This window comes from Mesorhizobium sp. M0522, assembly GCF_040321085.1.
Taxonomy (GTDB): Bacteria; Pseudomonadota; Alphaproteobacteria; order Rhizobiales; family Rhizobiaceae; genus Mesorhizobium.
Genome location: NZ_JAMYQW010000036.1, coordinates 50,119 through 68,271 on the forward strand (window position 1 = coordinate 50,119; position 18,153 = coordinate 68,271).

At 59.7% G+C, this 18,153-nt stretch carries 14 protein-coding genes and 6 pseudogenes; 9 read left to right on the forward strand and 11 right to left on the reverse strand.

Features of this window, described 5'->3' with window-relative positions:
• Positions 1-10 precede the first annotated feature (10 nt).
• From trbB to NKI58_RS28620, 6 genes and pseudogenes are all read right to left on the reverse strand, one after another.
• Complete coding sequence (trbB, locus tag NKI58_RS28595) at positions 11-979, reverse strand: P-type conjugative transfer ATPase TrbB (protein ID WP_352854009.1); 969 nt, start codon at positions 977-979, stop codon at positions 11-13.
• The gene (locus NKI58_RS28600; protein WP_352467842.1) at positions 976-1,389 is read right to left on the reverse strand and encodes a CopG family transcriptional regulator; all 414 of its coding nucleotides are present in this window, start codon (positions 1,387-1,389) and stop codon (positions 976-978) included. The genes trbB and NKI58_RS28600 overlap by 4 nt, the downstream gene beginning before the upstream one ends.
• A gap of 120 nt (positions 1,390-1,509) precedes the next feature.
• Positions 1,510-3,537, reverse strand: a complete 2,028-nt coding sequence (locus NKI58_RS28605; protein WP_352854012.1) for a conjugal transfer protein TraG — start codon at positions 3,535-3,537, stop codon at positions 1,510-1,512.
• Between the two features lie 423 nt (positions 3,538-3,960).
• Positions 3,961-4,194: a GcrA family cell cycle regulator gene (locus NKI58_RS28610; RefSeq protein ID WP_352457941.1), complete on the reverse strand. Its 234-nt coding sequence runs from the start codon at positions 4,192-4,194 to the stop codon at positions 3,961-3,963.
• An 803-nt stretch (positions 4,195-4,997) separates the two neighbouring features.
• Positions 4,998-5,454: pseudogene (locus NKI58_RS28615) on the reverse strand (amino acid ABC transporter ATP-binding protein); the annotation flags it as partial.
• 179 nt (positions 5,455-5,633) lie between these two features.
• Positions 5,634-5,791: pseudogene (locus tag NKI58_RS28620) on the reverse strand (aminoglycoside phosphotransferase); the annotation flags it as partial.
• A gap of 676 nt (positions 5,792-6,467) precedes the next feature.
• Between NKI58_RS28620 and NKI58_RS28625 the strand changes: the two are divergent.
• Entirely contained in the window at positions 6,468-6,686 is a 219-nt protein-coding gene (locus tag NKI58_RS28625; protein ID WP_352854037.1) for a KTSC domain-containing protein, read from the forward strand.
• Between the two features lie 969 nt (positions 6,687-7,655).
• Entirely contained in the window at positions 7,656-8,009 is a 354-nt protein-coding gene (locus NKI58_RS28630; RefSeq protein WP_352854014.1) for a hypothetical protein, read from the forward strand.
• Between the two features lie 458 nt (positions 8,010-8,467).
• Here NKI58_RS28630 and NKI58_RS28635 read toward each other — a convergent pair whose 3' ends face one another.
• The 3 genes from NKI58_RS28635 to NKI58_RS28645 form a co-directional block, all read right to left on the reverse strand.
• Positions 8,468-8,653 (reverse strand): hypothetical protein, encoded by a 186-nt coding sequence (locus NKI58_RS28635; protein ID WP_352854016.1) that lies wholly within the window; start codon positions 8,651-8,653, stop codon positions 8,468-8,470.
• 139 nt (positions 8,654-8,792) lie between these two features.
• Positions 8,793-10,145, reverse strand: a complete 1,353-nt coding sequence (locus NKI58_RS28640) for a HipA domain-containing protein (RefSeq protein ID WP_352854018.1) — start codon at positions 10,143-10,145, stop codon at positions 8,793-8,795.
• Between the two features lies 1 nt (position 10,146).
• Positions 10,147-10,794, reverse strand: a complete 648-nt coding sequence (locus NKI58_RS28645) for a helix-turn-helix transcriptional regulator (protein WP_352619048.1) — start codon at positions 10,792-10,794, stop codon at positions 10,147-10,149.
• Positions 10,795-11,325: 531 nt separating this feature from the next.
• Between NKI58_RS28645 and NKI58_RS28650 the strand changes: the two genes are divergently transcribed.
• Positions 11,326-11,541 (forward strand): helix-turn-helix transcriptional regulator, encoded by a 216-nt coding sequence (locus NKI58_RS28650; protein ID WP_502898847.1) that lies wholly within the window; start codon positions 11,326-11,328, stop codon positions 11,539-11,541.
• On the opposite strand, the pseudogene NKI58_RS28655 reads toward NKI58_RS28650, so the two are convergent.
• Positions 11,534-12,726: pseudogene (locus NKI58_RS28655) on the reverse strand (IS3 family transposase); the annotation flags it as partial. The gene NKI58_RS28650 and the pseudogene NKI58_RS28655 overlap by 8 nt on opposite strands.
• 175 nt (positions 12,727-12,901) lie before the next feature.
• Positions 12,902-13,812: pseudogene (locus NKI58_RS28665) on the reverse strand (tyrosine-type recombinase/integrase); the annotation flags it as partial.
• Positions 13,813-13,828: 16 nt separating this feature from the next.
• Here NKI58_RS28665 and NKI58_RS28670 point away from each other — a divergent pair.
• From NKI58_RS28670 to NKI58_RS28695, 6 genes and pseudogenes are all read left to right on the forward strand, one after another.
• Positions 13,829-14,002: pseudogene (locus NKI58_RS28670) on the forward strand (integrase arm-type DNA-binding domain-containing protein); the annotation flags it as partial.
• A 181-nt stretch (positions 14,003-14,183) separates the two neighbouring features.
• A complete protein-coding gene (locus NKI58_RS28675; protein ID WP_352854024.1) occupies positions 14,184-14,465 on the forward strand; it encodes a hypothetical protein in 282 nt (93 codons plus the stop codon).
• A gap of 91 nt (positions 14,466-14,556) precedes the next feature.
• A pseudogene (locus tag NKI58_RS28680) lies at positions 14,557-14,897 on the forward strand (DUF892 family protein); the annotation flags it as partial.
• Positions 14,898-15,526: 629 nt separating this feature from the next.
• Complete coding sequence (locus tag NKI58_RS28685; protein WP_352854026.1) at positions 15,527-15,832, forward strand: hypothetical protein; 306 nt, start codon at positions 15,527-15,529, stop codon at positions 15,830-15,832.
• Between the two features lie 902 nt (positions 15,833-16,734).
• A complete protein-coding gene (locus NKI58_RS28690; RefSeq protein WP_352854029.1) occupies positions 16,735-17,436 on the forward strand; it encodes a Crp/Fnr family transcriptional regulator in 702 nt (233 codons plus the stop codon).
• 83 nt (positions 17,437-17,519) lie between these two features.
• Complete coding sequence (locus tag NKI58_RS28695; RefSeq protein WP_352479079.1) at positions 17,520-17,765, forward strand: hypothetical protein; 246 nt, start codon at positions 17,520-17,522, stop codon at positions 17,763-17,765.
• Positions 17,766-18,153: the final 388 nt, after the last annotated feature.

Here is an 18,153-nt window from a genome sequence, read left to right on the forward strand (position 1 = left end):
AGGTGACCTTTCAAAACTGCTGGAGTTGCGGAAGCGTGAGCGGGGTGACAGCGTAATCACCGCTGCTGTCGAGACCGGTGACCTCAGCGATCGCGTCAATGCGGCGCGAGGATCCGCGCCCAGCGATGAAGACGATCAGATCTACCGCATCAGCGATGAGGCGGCGGGGAACGGTGACGACGGCTTCCTGGGCGAGCTGCTCGATACGGTAGAGAGCGGAGCGCGCCGAATTGGCGTGAACCGTCGCGATGCCGCCGGGATGCCCGGTGTTCCATGCCTTCAGCATGTCCAGGGCTTCCGCGCCCCTGACTTCGCCCACGATGATGCGGTCGGGTCTGAGCCGCAGGGTCGAGCGCACGAGATCGGCGAGCGTGACCGACCCCCGCCTCGTCCTCAAGGCAACGCAATCCTTCCCCGCGCATTGCAGTTCGCGCGTGTCCTCGATCAGGATCACCCGCTCGTCGCAATCGGCGGCTTGTGCCAGCAGCGCATTGGCAAGTGTTGTCTTGCCCGACGACGTGCCGCCGGCGACCAGGATGTTGCGCCGCTCGCGGACCGCCTTCTTCAGCGCATCGGCCTGCAGCGGCAGCATGACCCGGTCGGCGACATAGTCGGCCAATGTGTAGAGTTTCGCCGCAGGCTTTCGAATGGCGAAGCATGGCCCCAGCACGACAGGCGGCAGCAGACCCTCGAAGCGCTCGCCCGATGGCAATTCGGCGCTGACAATCGGATTGTCAGCATGCGCCTCGGCGCGCACGTGGGAGGCGACCAGGCGGATGATGCGTTCGGCCTCAGAAGGATGCATGTGCACGCCGGTGTCGACCCGGCCTTCACCCAACCGGTCGAGCCGCAGCGCACCGTCGGGATTGACCATCACCTCAATGACGGTCGGATCGGCAAGGGCTTCGGTGATCGCCGGACCCATGGCGGTGCGCAGCATGACGCGGCGGCGATGGTCGGCTTCCGGATGAGAACTCATCCTTCCCCTCCCCTGCGATCGTCGGTGCCAAGTGACCGTTTCCCGGAAGCGATTTGGCGGCCGACCTGTTCGACGAATTTGTCGAAGCGCTCCTGGGCAATCGCTTGCGTGGCCCTGTCCGGCACCGGCGTGTGAGCATGAAGCGTGATCGAAAAGCGGATGAAGAGCGCCAGGCTCTCCAGGATCATCTCGACATCGCGCCTGACATGTCCGAGGTCGCGGGAAAGACGGTCGAGCCTCTTGCCGTAGCGCTGGTCGAGTTCATTCTCCCCACGCCGCTCGATAAAGGCCTCGACCGCGTGCGCCACAATGGCCGATTTGGTGGTCGATGGATTGCGGCTGAGGTTCTCCAGCTTCTCGCTCAACTCGGGTTCAAGCAAAAACTGGTGACGAATGCGGTGGGGCTTCATGCTGCTCGTTCCCTCTGACCGGCGCTGATGCACCGGCGACGGGAACGAGCATCGTCGAGATCCTCGAAATCGCTTACGGCCGTTATCTACGCTGAGATGCGCCCGCGTATGGCGCGCCGTTCAGAAGCCGGGCACGATGTCCTTGTCGTCGCCCATTCCCTCGTTGAGGCCGTACGCACGTGCTGCGGTGGAAATCCGATCCATGACGCGCTTGTCGGCGAGCGTCTCGCAGTCATCGTCTGCGGGCGTGAATAGATCGCCCTGATCACGCTCCTGGGCGACTAGGGTCCGTTCTTCGGGCAGGCCCGGATGGCGCTGCTGCTGGACACCTCCGTCTTCGATTGCCGCGCCGGCACTGTCGTCGTCGCCAGCAAGACGCCGATCCACGCCGCGCACCTGTCCGCTCCAATCGTCCGGGCGCGACGTGGGCCGATCCGCGTAGGCACCGTCGCGCAGCACCGGCGAAGGCAGCACTCGCTCCGTGAAATTCGGATCTTGGTAATAACGCAACTTCTTGGCGCGAATCGGCGGCAATCCCGAAACCAGGATTAGTTCGTCAGCCTGCGGCAACTGCATCACCTCACCCGGCGTCAGCAGGGGGCGAGCGGTCTCTTGGCGGCTTACCATGACGTGGGACAACCAGGGCGCCAACCGATGGCCGGCATAGTTGCGCATCGATCTGAGTTCCGTCGCGGTACCGAGCGCGTCCGAGATGCGTTTGGCCGTGCGCTCGTCATTTGAGGAAAAGGCAATCCGCACATGGCAATTGTCGAGAATGGCGTTGTTCTCGCCATAGGCCTTGGAGATTTGGTTCAACGATTGCGCTATCAGATAAGCGCGGATGCCATAGCCTGCCATGAAGGCGAGCGCAGTCTCGAAGAAGTCGAGCCGACCGAGCGCCGGGAATTCATCCAGCATCATCAGGAGCTGATGCTTGCGGCTCTTCTTTGGATCGCCCTCCAGGCGCTCGGTCAACCGCCGGCCGATTTGATTGAGCACCAATCGCACCAGGGGCTTAGTGCGCGAGATATCCGACGGCGGCACGACCAGATACAGCGACATCGGTCGCTCGGCATCCACAAGGTCGGCAATGCGCCAGTCGCAGGCCGATGTTGCGGCGGCCACCGTTGGATCTCGATAGAGCCCGAGAAACGACATGGCGGTCGAGAGAACGCCTGAGCGCTCATTCTCTGACTTGTTCAGCACCTCACGAGCCGCCGAGGCCACGACCGGATGGACCTGAGGCTTGTCCATTGTGCCGAGGTGGTTTGTGGTCATCATCCGCTGCAGTGTCGCAGCGAATGAGCGTTGCGGGTCCGACAGGAAGGTGGCGACACGGGCGAGTGTCTTTTCCTCTTCGGCGTAGAGCACGTGCAAGATGGCGCCAACTAGGAGTGAATGACTGGTCTTCTCCCAATGGTTCCGCCGCTCCAGCGCGCCTTCCGGATCGACGAGAATGTCGGCGATGTTCTGAACGTCGCGGACCTCATCTGGACCTTTGCGCACTTCCAGCAGCGGGTTGTACCGCGCCGATCTCGGATCGGTCGGATTGAACAAGAGACAGTGCGAGAACTTCGACCTCCAGCCAGAGGTCAGCTGCCAGTTCTCGCCTTTGATGTCGTGAATGACGGCCGAGCCGGTCCAGGAGAGAAGGGTTGGAACAACGAGTCCGACGCCCTTGCCCGAACGTGTCGGCGCAAAGGCCATGACGTGTTCCGGTCCGTCATGGCGCAGATAGCGATAATTCAGTCCGCCAAGGAAAACGCCGGCCGGCTGAAACAGCCCCGCCTTCTCGATCTCCAGCTTCATGGCCCATCGTGAGGACCCATAGGTGGTGACCAACCCCCGCTGCCGTGCGCGCCAGAGGGATCCAGCTATCGCGGCGGCACAGCCCAGGAACCCGCTGGCCCCGGCAAGTATGCCAGCCTTGTCGAAGACTTCAGGCGCATAGGCGTCAAATTGGAACCACCATTCGAACAGTTTCCACGGCTGGTAGATCGGCCAGCCGACTGTCACAAACCATGGCGCGCCGAGTGGCGGCTGATAGGAGAGCATGTGGGCGCACCATTGGGTTGCAGTCCACACGCCAAGAATGACAATTGCGAATACGACAGCGATCTGCCCAATCAGCAACTTCGTGGGTGTCAATGGCTTGCTCCGCTCTTCTGGGCAGACGGACCAAACATCGCGCCGAGCGATGAGAATTCGAACGGCCGCTATGTGCGACTAGGTGCGATGACAAGGTTGATAGGCATTGTTCAGCTGCGAACAGCGAAAATCCGCCGCAGCAACCTATCGGCGGTGCCAGGTACGCGGTTTGGTCGCAGAAATGTTGGCTTCAGGCGCGGGCACATTGAAGATGTGCTGACAGACAAACCTTTGGAGCCGACGCGTTTGTGCGAGTAGCGAGCTGAAGGGCTCGGCGAGAAGTCGTCGTTCTCAATCGGGCGAAGGGGGAGACATCGGCGAAGACGGCATAAGGGAGCATGGGCCAGACCGAGCCGACGGAAAGGTCGTAGCCAAGGCCTTGGAGCGCATAGCGCCTGGCCGAGAGGCCGCCGCCAGCCAGACTTACGCGGCGCGTCGTTGAGCGAGGTGGAGACCCGAACGGGCTCGACGAGGGTCCACGGCGGTCACAATGTTGTGGTGGTGATCGCAGTAGACGCGATCCGGCGAAGTTGGCCCAGCACAAAAACGATAACCGCCGGGTACTGACGGGTCTTCGCTCACCGGGAAGCGGCACTGATAGAGCCCTAGCTGAATGAGGGGGACGTCTCTCGAAGTTGGTCTGATATTTTCAGGCATGATGGTTTCCTAGTTCGTAGCAATTGGCAGCTGACGGCCGCAGTGCGACCCGTCGGGACGAGCTTCTCTCGTTTTGGAGGGCTATGGGTCACCATATGGTGTTGGTAGCACCATCAATGAAGCCCTACGCCCTGCTTCTGAAGCCAATAGTTTGCGACTTAAAGCCACACGACGCGCGAACGCATTAGCAATCTACCATCGTCTCCCCAAGGCACTCGCCCGCCGCGGTTTGCCGGCGGCGGGGTGGCACTGGCTTGTGGCCGCTATGAGACGCGCTCTGCCGAGACCCTCGTTCACAGTCCGGACCAGCTCATGCCGGGCCGCTCTAGCCGACAAAACCCAAATCACTCTAAAACGACCGAGTTCCGAACCCTTGCAGTCGATCAGTTACGAGGTCGCATGACGCATCTGACCCAACCGCGACTTAGGAGCTGTGAAGCGAAGGACCGAAACGGGCATCGACAGCAGACGCTTAAATCCGGGGATCGACGAGCATTTTGATTGGCCACCTCATGTGGCCGCTGCTTCTGCTTTGTTCGGGGAAATCAGCGCAGGCGCTCGACACGGGCGGCGCCACCTGGGCCTACAGCTCCGACATGCTGGGCAACCGGCTATCAGTTGTCGACCCCAATCTTGGCGCTTGGACCCATAAATTTCGACCTCCCAGTCAGCTGGTCGAACTAAGGGACGCCCGCGCATCCACAACGAACTTGGCGCCTAGTGGCGCGCTGAAGATGTGAGAGTGACGACGGAGCGGCCGGACGGCGCCCACCAGACATTCCGCTTCGCGGGGGTTAGCTGAGCTAATGCAGGATCTGGGCCAGAAATAGCTTGCGCTCGTGGCGCGAGTTCGAGAAGAACTCGGCCGGTGTGTTGATCTCTAGGATTTCACCCTGGTCCATGAGGACGACACGGTCGGCCACCTGTCGGGCGAAGCCCATCTCGTGGCTAACACACAGCACGGTCATGCCTCTTCGGCCAGCGAGACCATGGTGTCGAGCACTTCCTTGACCATTTCAGGGTCGAGCGCAGAGGTGGGCTCGTCGAAGAGCATGATCTTCGGGCTCATGCAAAGCAGCGCGCGATGGCCACCCGCTGCTGCTGGCCTCCGGAGAGCTGCCCGGGGTATTTGTGCGCCTGATCCGGGATCTTCACGCGATCGAGATAGTGCATGGCGACCTGCTCGGCTTCCTTGCGCCGCATCTTGCGCACCCTGATGGGCGCCAGCGTCAGGTTTTCCAAAATCGTCAGCTTCATGAACTGATTGTGGAGCATGCGATATTCGAACGGAGCGCCGCAGCTGTTACGCTGCCGAACTGGAGAACCTTTTTCGAGACCCAGCCCAGCCGGTCAATCTCCTCGTTGCCGACCGCGATAAACAATTATTGGGCTATTCCGCCATTAGCCATCGATCAAAGGGCTCTAACTTCGGCGAGCCGCTAGATTGCGTAATCGTTTTCCAACAGACAGCGGCTTCCCATCCGGCTGACGCCTGAGCGACAATGTAATGAGCGGCTTCTTCGAAACCAGCCGCATTGTTGGGGTCGCCATGAACAACACATGTCCTGCGCCCGACGAGCCGCGACCACGCTGCCCTACCGAGCGAAAGGCGCAAATGTCGCTCCGCTGACGCTTCAAAGCCAAGCCCGCACACGTCACCGATAAGAGCTTTAGCTATTGCGTTGCGGCATCGTCGCTGCGCCTCCGGAACATCGAATAGGCCCACTCGCGGCGCTCGCACTCGATCTAGGTGCGGGTTTCCCTTGCCTCATCGCCCTGTCAACGCCTTGCAAATGAGCGAAACCAAGCTGTCGCGCGCTCGCTTGTGAAGCGCGCCTTTCGGCCGCCATGCAAGGAAATCATCAACACTCATTCAATCAACGGGTTTGTGTCGGCGTCTGGCTGGCTGAATTCCACATATAGATGCAGTTCGTCCGGCACGAAGACGACCCTCCACAATCCTTTGATGTCATTGGCAAGGTTGTAGGCGAGGACGGTGGGCGGGGCACTCCTTTCGCCGTGGAGTGTGCCTATCTCACGGGAAAATTCCATCACCAGAAGTTAGTATTGACGCTCGCGCTTTCTCAGAAATCCATCGTCCGCGTGATGCCGAAAGGTGCAGCTAGCTTTTTGTGTATCTCGATTGGGAACACGGGACCGCCGCGAAAGTTCGGTGCACGCAGCGAATCCTCCCCCTCCAGGTATTGCTGCAGATCGGTATCCCGATCGGCCCGCGCTCCCCGCAAGGGCGCGGGCCTCGGCCTGTGGTGCTCATGCCATCTACTTCGATCCGCAAGATGGAATATGATCTGGATAGAAGGACCCTCTCGGTGTGGTTCGTCGCCAGCGGCAAGCGGTACGAGTTTGAGGGGGTACCGCCGGAAACCTTTGCCGCGTTCCGGGCCGCGTTCGCCGAGGGCCGCTATTTCAACGACCACATCCGCAACAATTTCCGCTACCGTCTGGTTGCGAGCGATAGCGACCCGGGATGACCTGACCTGCCGGCGGCTCAATCGTCCTGTCGCTCCAACCGGCGGTTGGTGGACGCGTTGCCGCTGTGGCGCTTAGGGTTGGTTACGGTCCGCGCTCACTTGGCAAGCCCAACCCCCGCATCCCCCCGCCTGGTGCAAAGCGTTTGATCGGTCCCGCCGTTCTGGCAGTGCGGCGGGACTTTTTTGCGGTCCAGGTGGAGCATCGGCGCGCGGGGAAGGCGCGGTGCACGCAGCACCCTTTTCTCATCCAACGTACGTCGGTGGCGCGCTGAAGGGTCTCAACGTCGGTCTGCCGCCGGAGCTCAACTAGCTGGACTATTGCTCGACCGGAAGCGGCTCGTGCTGCGGCTCAGCGTGGTGGAACACCTGTCCAAGATCGCGCGCGTCGAACGTTTGGCCGCAGACTGGGCAGTAGACAAAATGCTTCGACTCGTCCTCTACCGGCCCGTCATGCGGCCTGCCCTCATAGCCTGTCGCGATGTTGTCGGTTCTAATCCGGGGCAACGACAAGTGCCTTTCGTCGTTTTGGCGGCCGATATTTCTCCATTAGCCGGACCTTGTCACGGTCGACCGTGACCAGCGGCCCGAGGTCGATCGTCACGGTGTCCTCGTCGATGCGCGTGACCTCGCCTTTTCAGGTCATTTGCTGGCCTCGGTTCACCTTGGTGTGGTCGATGATGGAATGTGGGAAGTCGTAATCTGGGATAGAGACGCTTACGCGGTCCTCTGTTATCCGCCTTCGAACCGTGGCAGTAATCGCCACCTGGTCACCAATGCCTATTCCCCGAGCCATGCCATGGATTCTGGTGCGGGCAGCGTCTTCTTCAAGAGGCTTCTAATATACGCCCGCCATCCTAAGGCTGACGTACGACCAGAGTTACAAAAGTTGAACTTCATCGGGGAACACTCCTTCTGTCTGCCTGTTCGATTTGCCAGGCACATCCCGCGCATTCAGACAGGAGAAAGAAGATGAAACGCATCCTTTTGGCTTCGGCCGTACTGGCGGTGTCGGCCGGGCTTTCCCTTGCCCAGACGACCAGCGGAACTTCGAGCGGAACCTCGACGAGCGGAACCTCGACCACGACAACCATGCCCAGTACGACGGATCAGGGCACCGGCACGACGAGCAGCGGGACCAACATGTCCGGCGATCAGGGCACCGACACGACCACCACCAGCGGCACCACAAATCCGAACTCGGCCAGAGACTGCGCGCCCGGCCAGCAGACTGGCAGCGCTCACCAGGCGGCGCCAGGTCAGCAGGACACGACAGCCAACACCGCCGCGCCGGGCGAGGTGAAAAAGACCGACGAAGGTTGCTGATTGGCACATCGGCTCAGGTTGGACTCACCAGCGTGTGGCTGGCTGGTTTCCCCGACCATCAAACTCGGCTGGCGAGCAAGTTGCCGCCAGCCGAGCATCAGTCCAGGAATCGTTGCGCTTGCTTGTGCTTTCAGTGGGGCACGCCTGGCTTCTGTTTGCTTTCGGTCAGATAGATACGCGATCGCCTCTATTCTAGCGCTGAACAGACCTGATGGCGCGCTGATCCACAGACATTCGCCAAAAGCCCGCTCTCTGGATCGAGGAGACGCGGGCCGGATTGGAGCACCACCGATCTTGCAGCAATATCGTATGGAGGAGCGGGAGGCTCGTCGGACAATCGCACGCTTTCGTCTGTCTCCCAGGTTGCCATCTCATCCGGATCGTCCATGCCGAATGCGATACTGAGTCCTGAACGCTCTGCGGCATCGAGATCGAGCGCAGCGAAAGCCGCGCCCGGCTCAAATGCGCTTTGCAGCCGCGCCGGTCGAAGGCACGATGAGGAGAAATGTCGATTTGTCAGGCTTGCGGCCAATAAGGAGTGTATCTCCCGCCGTTGCCTTCCGGGTTACGGAATTGTCGTAGTAGTAGAGCCGGTACTCCGTCCGTGTCGGATAACGCGCTCTCGCGTCATACCACGTCAGCATGCCCCTTTCAGACAACAAGCTGCCCGGTATGAGACACCCCATGGGCCGATCAGCGCCAGTCCGGCTGAACACTCATCAAACCTTCCGGCATCGGCACCAGCAAGCCGCTCGATCCAAGGGCCTTGTCAGCAAGAGAATGTCAGCTGAGAAGCCAGCCTCCGGCGCTGCCTATGAATGCGTCACGCTCCTTTGCCGCGTCAGGGACATCGAGCTCGAAACTGTCAAACAGGGTCCTGATGTTTGATGCAATCAGGTCGGCGAACCTCTTCATGCCGTGTTGACTGAGCCCGTCCAGCTGAGCAGCCAGGGCAGACGCGATTTCATCGCTGTAGCGCGTTCGGACACGACGCCGTGCTGCAGAGCTGTCAACTCCCATCACGCGAAGAAATTCTTCGAAGTCCTGGGCTGAGATTTCCTGAAGTCTGCGGGCAGGGCCAATGCTGAATGCGAGCTCGTCGGTCAGGCTGTCATCTAGCCGTGTCGGCAGGATGTCGTAACGTGGCGCCACGCGTGGCCGCTGTCCCCTCTCGAACAAGAGCGCGAAGTTCTTCGCGTGCCCATCTGCGTTGCCAACTAGCAGATCGAAGAGGGTTGCCCGGATGAACCTGTCCTTTTCGCCGGCCGGATCGTTGGTCGCTTCCAGAACTTTGCGGATGCCAGAGACGTCGTATCGGCGACCTTCCACACCACGCCGTTCGTACTTTAGTGACGCAGGCAAACCGAGCGCCTGAGCAAAGTCCTCCTGATGGATTCTAACGATCTTTCCCTGCCGGTCCAGGCCGCGGTCAAAGCGCGTGACAAGCAGCGTGTTTATGTTGGCCACAGGCGTCACAACAACTTCGGCCGTCTCAAATCCCAAGGCTCGGGAGAGATCCATTGCCTCGGCTTCAAGCAGTGCGTCTTGAAGGTGCTCCTGGTCGGGGACCTTTAGGATATGCGTGGTGGGCGCGCCGGTGCCCGGATTGGGCTCAGCGAGTCTGCCATCCGGCAGGACCGTCAGCGCGATCTTGCTTTGCATGCCTGCCAGAGGCGACGGGTCTTCCGTACCCTCTGGCAGGCGCCGGCGTTTGTGAAGCGAGTCAACAATCAATTCCAGCCGCCCCGGCGCTATCGGTGTGTAGTCGTGGTCGTAGTCTCCAGGCACTTTTACGGGTGGAGCCCCGATAGGCAGAACTGACAGGGCGCCAGCGCAGTCCTTTCCAAGATGAAGAAGCAAGCCAGCAATGTCGTCGCGTGCGAGCCCCTCTCGTGCCATGATGTCCGCAAGCGCTGAATCGCGTTCCTGAAGGAGATTGTCGAAGAATGGGCGGGTGACGACGTCTTCGTAAGGCTCAGGGCTAAGAGGCAAAGACAACGATAGCGCCGTGGCGTCCGGGTCGGACACATACTCTGCCTTGTAGGCGAACGCTACCGCTCCTCTGTCGTCGCGGACGAGGACGCCGACAGGATCGTTGTAGCCGTCAAGGCGAACGTCGAGGGCAAGCGCTTCCATTTTATCGGGGATTCCGGACAAAGATCGATATGCCGGCGGCGCGCGTGACTTTTAGGACCTTGCCCAATTCAAGCGTCGCCTTGCCGTTCTCCAATTCTGAAACGAACCGGCGTCCCACACCTGCCAGGTCGGCGAATCGTTGCTGCGACAGATTTCGCTTTTCGCGGGCTCTGCGGATCAGCAGCCCCAAATCTTCGGGCGAAGTGACCTCGACACCGGCTAAATCGGCTGTAGAGACATTCGGCTCCGTTTTGGGATCGTTGACAATCTTTGCGCTTCCTTCTCGCGGGCCCAAACTGCCCGGCTCCGGAAGCAGCCGCGGTAATGATGCCTGTATCGTCCGAGACATGTCCGGTAAATTGAGATTCACCCTCGGCAAAGGAAGGGCTATATTCTTGGTCAGATCGCTCAAGACGTTATAGTGCGATAGCGCCTTAGCGATGTCAGTCGCCGCTTGGTGGCTCTTTGTGATTTCGTTGCCTAGAGACAGGCCTGCGCTGATTTTCTTTAGCGCATCAGTTGGCGCGTTGATCTGGGCGATGTATTTGGCCAGATCTTGAACCGCTCCGGCTTGCGCTAACGCACGCGCCAAGTCCCCCGCGCCGGGAGTATTCAGTTCAGACTGAGATTTAGACGCTTTTTCGACCATTGACCTGCTCCCGAGCGGGAACATAGGCTATATGCAGGCGACTTTCAAGGCCTTTTGTTCCCGCTCGGGAGCACATCCAGGATTTGCGCCCGTACGGGAACACCTACGTGGATTTCCAGCCAAAACGGACAATTTGATCCCGCTCAGGAACAAGCCTGTTATCCGGTCACCTGGACACGGTGGAAGAATCGAGCCGCCGACAATTTTCCGTCTCCCGTGGACAGTCCCAAAAAATCGCAGGTCCTGTCCACGAGACGCCCAGTCGACCATCCTTTTTACAGGCCAAAGCAGTCCGCTTCTGAGCCGGCAGATTATGTCTCTTCCCTATCGTATGCTGCGTCCTCAGCATGAAGCGAAGTTGCATGTGATCTGGCATGGTCACCACAGTTCAGGTCACAATCGCATGCATCAGGTTATCCGGCTGGCATGTCGGGAGCTGATGCCAATCCAAACGCTCTCTCCTTGAAGCAGACAATCCGGCGACCCGAACTGCGCAGGATCGTTCCATTGGCCGACACCACCATCTACGAAATGGAACGACCGGGAGAATTCCCGCAACGTTTCTATCTGACGCCGCGCTGCGTGGTCTGGAGCCTGGCTGAAGTCGAAGCCTGGATCGAGCAGCGTCGGCGCGTTTCGAATTCGGCGACGGTCAAGTGCGCGCCACCGCGGATGTGCGCCAGCGCAAGACCCGGCTGGAGTGCTCCCCGTTTCACCGGACAGTCGGCTAGGTTGAGATTGCCCTGATGAACTCCCGAGGAGAAGCCATTTTGAGCGCGGAGTGAGGGTGGGATTGTTGTAATCTGTCATCCATCCATCGATCTGCCGGAGCGCGGTTTTGGCGTCCTGAAGGTTTGAGATGCGGACGTAGTCCCGCTTCAAGGTTTTGACGAACGCTTCGGACATGCCGTTGGACTGCGGGCTGGCGACGGGTGTGAAGCAGGGCGTCAGATTAAGTGCCTGAGCAAATAACCTGGTTTCCCGCGCCGTGTAGGGCGAGCCGTTATCGGACAAGTGCTCGATGGCATGCAGCGCTCGGGTCGCGCCGAAGCGTTTCTCGACAGCCTCCAGCATCATGTCGCGGACATCGGAGCCCAATATCCCGGCATTGGCGACAGCCGCCCAGGCGATAATCTCCCGGTCGAACGCATCGATGAAGGCGAGACGGATGACCTCGCCATTCCAGCAGGTGAACTCCAGACCGTCCGAACACCAGCGCAGGTTCGAGCACATCATCATGACCTTGCCATCGTGGACACGCCCCTTGCGCACAGCTGTGTGTTTCTCCAGCAGCATGGCGTGATGACCCATGATGCGGTGGACGCGCTTGGCGTTGATGGCTGGCTTATCGGCGGCTCGCCTTTCCCGATTGAGAAGGGCGGCGATCCGCCGATAGCCATAGGTCGGCCGCTCACTGACCAACCTTCGGATGGCTGGCCTCTGCATCCTCGGCCTTGCGATAGGGACCACGAGGCTTCGACTTGCCGTTCAGTCGCTCGACGAGGTTGGAGCGGGAGACACCCAAGGTATCGGCCACCGTCTTCATCGGGAACCGTCCTTCGACAACAAGAGCGGCCGCGAGATCGGTTTTTTTGACTGGGCTTTGGAAAGGGCCTCGCGCAGTATCTCGGCTTCCAGCGTCTTGCGGCCGAGCATGCGCTCCAGCTCGCGCACGCGTTCTTCGAGCTTCTTGACTTCGGAATTGCCGACGACAGGTTCGTCTGAATCCACGGCGGCTGCCCCTCCCTCGCTCAACAATCTGCGCCACCGATAAAGGAGATTTGGCGCAACCCCATGCGGGCGGGCGGTAGACGATACCGTCTCGCCCGCCTCAAAGCTCTCCTCGATGATCTGCAGCTTTTGCTCGGTTGTCCACCGCCTGCGGCGGACGTCGCCCGTTATCACTTCAATGCGTCGATACTCGTTGGACATAAGCTTATCCCCAAGCCTGTGCTTGAGCCTTTCTGCTTATGCCGACTGTCCGGTCGAAATGGGGGGCACTTCACCGGCCAGTCAGACGGTAATTGTACGCCGCCAAGGGTCCGGGCTTCCAGGTGACGCAGTATTGACCTGGCCGAACATACTGTCGTCTAGATCTAGCCTCCGGAGCGATCAGCTGCATGTTTGGCGGGTAGAGCGCCGGCTGATGCTTTCGGCCGTCAACCCATGCGTCGATGATGTCGGCCCACTCCTGCAGCATATGCCGACGCTGATGCTTATACTCGGCCTTGTTGTAGACACCACGCGACGAGTGCCCCTCCTCATGGGCCAGGCATTTCTCAATCCAGTCCCGGTTGAATCCCAGTTCATTCAGGAGTGTGGAGCCTGTGCGACGCAGGTCATGAACAGTGAACGGCTCGAGCGGAAGACCTTCCTTGCTGGCGCGCAGGACGACTGCTGTCGTGATGCGATTGAAGGTAGCGCCGGACATCGGCGCATCGGCGTCATAGCGCGACGGAGGTAGCGCGAATTTCCTGCGCAGGTCTTCAATGCAATCATTATGTCGAGCGCCTGTTGTGAGAGGTAGACGTTGTGCGGTCTGGAGCGCTTCATCCTCTCCTTGGGGATAGACCAGAGTGCATTCTCGAAATCCACCTCGTCCCAGACTGCATCCTGCAGCTCGCTCTTTCGCACCATCGTCAACAGGAGCAGCCGCAGCCCAAGGCGAATCGTTGGCAGCGTCGGCACATGCTCGAGCTGTTTCAGCATGATCCGGATTTCCACCGGCGATAGCGCGCGGTCTTTCGGCGCGAAGGTAGCCATGGAAGCCGGGCCGACATCATCGGCCGGGTTGGCAACCTTCTCGCCATTCAAAATGGCGAAGCCAAAGATCTGCTTGGCGATGTCACGCGCATGTATGGCGGTTGCCGGAGCACCACGTTCCTTCACTTTGGCACAAAGTGCACGCAGGTCATCCGGCGTGATCTCCTTCAGAAGGCGGTTCTGCCATGCTGGCAGGATGTCACGGTCGAAGATCGCCCGGCGCATGGCACGTGTGCTGTCCGCCATCTGCGCTTCCCTGAACCAGCGATCGCGTCGTGAGACCCTGACGTTTGGGGAACACGGACGGGACGGAGTCTCACTCGCCCGAGCCAGGGAGCTGTGCATAGACGCGCGCCAGGCCGTTGCGAACGGTATCTCGCCCGCTCAGGAGAAGCAGCGCGACAAGCGTCGCCTGAAGGAAGCCAAAAGCTTCGGTGAGTTTGGCCGTCCATTGATGCGGTAGTCAAGACGAAAGGTTATGAGGCCGGACGTCTTGACGACGACATACATGCCGTCGCGGTCAGCACTTCAGCTTCGCCGAGCGCTGGTAGCTTCATCTGCTTGCCGTTCTTACTTGCCAGGAACGACATGCAGTGGTCGCAGTATGCCATGCGGGGACCTTCAATATGTCGCCGTATGTCGCCGCGTGGGATGGCGAGGAAGCCGGCCAGCGCCAGTCGAACTTTGTAATGGAGCGGAGCAGCGGCGAGCACGTTGATCGGCTCGTCTCGCGTCCACGGGCCATTCTCCTTGCGCCGGTCTTCCGCGATCTTTGCCTTCCACGCATCGCTGCAGGATTTTCGCGAGGTGAATTGAGACCCGCCACAACGCTGATCCTCTGGGACGATCAAGGCTGTTCGAAGGACTCTATTCCGGAACTATGTCTTCTTCTGAAAGTTTTTCCTTAAATCGCAAAGGAGATTCGAAATGTCAGAAAGCCGCGAATGGTTTGTCCAATGGCTTAGAGATGCTCATGCCATGGAAGAGCAGGCCGAAACGATGTTGAACGGGCAGTTGGGTCGCATCGAGAATTATCCCGAGCTGAGCGACCGAATCCGACAGCACCTCGACGAGACCAAGCAGCAGGCTGCTCGGCTGAAAATTTGTCTCGACCAGATGGATGAGGGTTCATCCACGATGAAGGACGCTGGCGGCAAGCTGACGGCGATGGCGCAATCGCTGAGTGGTGTCTTCGCCGGAGACGAGGTGATGAAAGGATCGCTCGCGAGCTACACGTTCGAGCACATGGAAATCGCCTCCTAACGATCCTGATTGCCGCTGCTCGATCGCTCGGCGAAACCGAGGTTCTTCGGGCTTGCGAAGAGAATCTGCGAGAGGAAGTCGCGATGGCGGATTGGCTGAAAACCCATCTTCCCTCAACGACGGAGCAGTTCCTTGCGCGGGCCGAGGCGGACAGCGACAGCGCCAAGCGGTGATCGGGTGGGAACGCAGTGATCGTGGAGTGCGGGCTCGGCGCGGAGGCTGGTTAACACCGGTTCGATGTCGACGGGAGAGCTTCCGCGGCTTGGAACTGACTAGGAGCGGCGGCGGACGGCAACGATCGAGGGTGCCCACCGATCGTTGCCGCCAAAGAGAAACACAGCGAAATTGCTTGTAGGCGCTGCAGCGCGCTCGATACCTGCTTCCGGCGTCGGATTTACCGGAACGACGTACCTGAAGGCGAAAAATCGACTTCCGCTCCACGCTCCTCGTTTGTAGCCATCGCCGGATCGAGAGGAAGTCCGCCGTTCCGCTAACACGTGGGGACGGGGCGCGCCAAGGTCATCGCTGACTGTCAAACCGTTTCTGCAGAATTTGACGCACACAATGCCGATCCGAGGCCAACTGGGAGTGCATACCAGCTTGGAATTGTGTGGAACCGTACGAAGTCGATTGCAAGCAACCAACCTGGTTGGCCGGGCATTAATTTAGGAAAGGGTCAATTAGGGAAAGCATCGGGAGGAAGACCATGCTGCACCTTAACATGCCTGGGGAATTTGCGGTCGGCGACGAGGTTGCGCTAACAAGTACCGTCATCACGATTCTCCCTAGCGGCCGCGCCAGAGTGAGCATTCCATCGTATGACCATCCTTATACGATTGATCCGCCACCCAAAGCCCGGGCCGGAGACCGAGTGGTTCTTGTTGGGGACGTCACCCGCATCGATCGCGGAGCAAGCAAACTCTCTGTGCGGATTGACTGCGGCGGGGTGATCACGGTCGACAAGTCGGCGATCACTCGGCTGAGAAAGCACCGCCGGACTTCAGCGGGTTGACGCTCCGGCGATACAACGGCCGGTGTCGGTGTAGGGAAGATGCCAACGCCTTTGAACAGCCCAAGGGTGCGGCGCTGTCCAGCCGAATACGGGGCGGACGAACGGATAAGCGGGAGTTCGACGGCTAGGGCACGAGTCCAGCCTAGTGCGTCGTTGGCGTCTTCGGACTACTGGTGAAGCAAGTCCGATGTGCCCTATCGCGACCCCGCTTGTCCTGCCGTCCAGCCGTTCGCGATTCGCGATCGTCGCTCTCGGCAACAGGCGGCGCGCCCGGCCAGGACGTGTCGCATGTGCGCGCTGTCGAAGGAGGCGCCCAGCAACATTGCGGGTGAAGGCAACGCGGGCATCCGATCGATCGTTAACCTTTCTCTGCTGGAGATCACATGGGCCGCACGCCGGGCAGAGGACGAAATACTCCTCCTCCCGAAGAGGCGATGCATCGTGGTCTTGGGGATGACGATGTCATTGTATTCGTCGGGCATTGGGTCCTCCGGCAACGCCGCCCGCCATGCTGGAACCCCTGCCGGCAGGATTTGTTTCAAAGTTACTGCGCTTAAGAAGGAAGCCCGGAACGGGTGAAGCACAATGCCGGTAAGCGCAAGGCGACGGCGCCCGAAACTCATCACGTGAGCTGAATGACTGCTTTTGCCAACTCGATGCTCGAAAGCTGCCGATCTGCTTAGACCGGTTCCGGACATTCGTGACCGGCGTCATAAGTCATAAGAAGCGCCCATCACCGACGGGACTCCACTGAGGGAAGCCGACCTTCCCCCACCCTTTCGCCAGGCACGGACTCTTTGCCAACCGCACATTTGAAGCCTATGCTTCCCACATCGGCCGCCAGCGCTTCGGACGCAGCCGACAGTAAGAGGTACGTGCTCTTGCCCGTATGGGAGAGAGCCATGCCCCAATCCCTTCTTCGCAACCATGTATTGAAAACCCTCTCCTCGGAGGATTTCACGCTATTGCAGCCGTCAATGCATCAGATCGAACTGAACATCAAAGCCCAGCTTGAAGTCTCATATCAGCCGATCAAGCGTGTGTATTTTCCAGAGATGGGCATCGCGTCAGTGGTCGCTACGATGACCGGTGGGCGACAAAGCGAAGTCGGCATCATCGGACACGATGGCATGACAGGAGTTGCCGTTATTCTCGGCCAGGACAAGTCGCCCAATGAAACCTATATCCAAGTCGCAGGTAATGGCTGGATCCTCCCGGTTGAAGCTCTTCGCTCTGCGATTGCAGAGAGCCAATCCCTTCGCGAGTCACTGCTTCGCTATGCCCACGCGTTCCTCATCCAGTGGTCCCGGACGGCACTGGTCAACGGCCACTCCAAAATCGAGGAGCGGCTGGCCCGCTGGTTGCTGATGGTCCAAGACCGCGTCGAAGGAAACAAGATCTACCTGACGCATGAATTCCTGGCGACCATGCTTGGTGCCCAGCGCCCCGGCGTTACCATGGCCCTCCAAATGCTTGAATATCGGGGGCTGGTTCACGCCAAGCGCGGCGAGATCACGATTATCGACCGCATTGGAATGATACAACTCACGCATGGTGCTTACGGGGAGGAGGAGCAAAGTCACTTCAGCCTAGCCTCCGTCTAATTGTCCTGAATCAGACAAACCCTTGCAAGCTACCGAATTCGTGCCGTAAATCGTGTGGGTCAGGGTTCAGGGAGGAATTCTCGATGACCACCACTTTTGACACAGTCACGGTTGAAAGAGCCGCCGAAGCCTATGTTCTCTCCAGAGGCAAGGCCCACTTCCTTTCGATCGCACAGGCAATCCGCGCCATCCGAACACTCATGCCCGCATGCAGGGCCACCGACCGCGAGCTGGAGGAGCTCTTGGCGGCAGCATCCATTATTCACGGTGTGCCCGTCGCGTTCGACTTAAAAACAGCCGTGGCCGCAGAACCACGGCTCCATTCATAGGGCCGGTGATGCCTGCGCTCGCGCAGATGCCCACCCTGTCGGACGTTTGTCCGTTACCTGATCGACAATGTCGGCAGGCCGTGCATTTCGATATCCGAGGTTAGCCACGCTGTAATATTTCCGCTTTGCGACCTCACGGATTGGGAACTTGGGGATCTCATTGCGCGAAGCGCGATCGATGCGGGATTCGCGATTGAATCCGACGGGGTGGGTCCCGAAAACGCATGTCGAGGCTCAATAGCGGAACAGCTGCTTTAGCCATGTGGCTCCCAATCACGGACGGTCAGGTTGTGGCCCACGTACAGCCGCCAGGCGGCAACGCGCCTGATATCGCACTTTGAGATCAACTCTGCCGCTTCCTGTTAGCCGAAGTTGCAAGCGGCCCCGC

What these genes read in the sequence shown, in the direction of transcription:
- NKI58_RS28635 (WP_352854016.1), bottom strand. Translation starts at nt 8,653, where the DNA reads ATGCTGACGTGGTATGACGCGAGAGCGCGTTATCCGACACGGACGGAG.
- NKI58_RS28685 (WP_352854026.1), top strand. Translation starts at nt 15,527, where the DNA reads ATGCTGCACCTTAACATGCCTGGGGAATTTGCGGTCGGCGACGAGGTT.
- trbB (WP_352854009.1), bottom strand. Translation starts at nt 979, where the DNA reads ATGAGTTCTCATCCGGAAGCCGACCATCGCCGCCGCGTCATGCTGCGC.
- NKI58_RS28695 (WP_352479079.1), top strand. Translation starts at nt 17,520, where the DNA reads ATGACCACCACTTTTGACACAGTCACGGTTGAAAGAGCCGCCGAAGCC.
- NKI58_RS28650 (WP_502898847.1), top strand. Translation starts at nt 11,326, where the DNA reads ATGGAACGACCGGGAGAATTCCCGCAACGTTTCTATCTGACGCCGCGC.
- NKI58_RS28600 (WP_352467842.1), bottom strand. Translation starts at nt 1,389, where the DNA reads ATGAAGCCCCACCGCATTCGTCACCAGTTTTTGCTTGAACCCGAGTTG.
- NKI58_RS28675 (WP_352854024.1), top strand. Translation starts at nt 14,184, where the DNA reads ATGTCGCCGTATGTCGCCGCGTGGGATGGCGAGGAAGCCGGCCAGCGC.
- NKI58_RS28610 (WP_352457941.1), bottom strand. Translation starts at nt 4,194, where the DNA reads ATGCCTGAAAATATCAGACCAACTTCGAGAGACGTCCCCCTCATTCAG.
- NKI58_RS28625 (WP_352854037.1), top strand. Translation starts at nt 6,468, where the DNA reads ATGCCATCTACTTCGATCCGCAAGATGGAATATGATCTGGATAGAAGG.
- NKI58_RS28690 (WP_352854029.1), top strand. Translation starts at nt 16,735, where the DNA reads ATGCCCCAATCCCTTCTTCGCAACCATGTATTGAAAACCCTCTCCTCG.
- NKI58_RS28630 (WP_352854014.1), top strand. Translation starts at nt 7,656, where the DNA reads ATGAAACGCATCCTTTTGGCTTCGGCCGTACTGGCGGTGTCGGCCGGG.
- NKI58_RS28640 (WP_352854018.1), bottom strand. Translation starts at nt 10,145, where the DNA reads ATGGAAGCGCTTGCCCTCGACGTTCGCCTTGACGGCTACAACGATCCT.
- NKI58_RS28645 (WP_352619048.1), bottom strand. Translation starts at nt 10,794, where the DNA reads ATGGTCGAAAAAGCGTCTAAATCTCAGTCTGAACTGAATACTCCCGGC.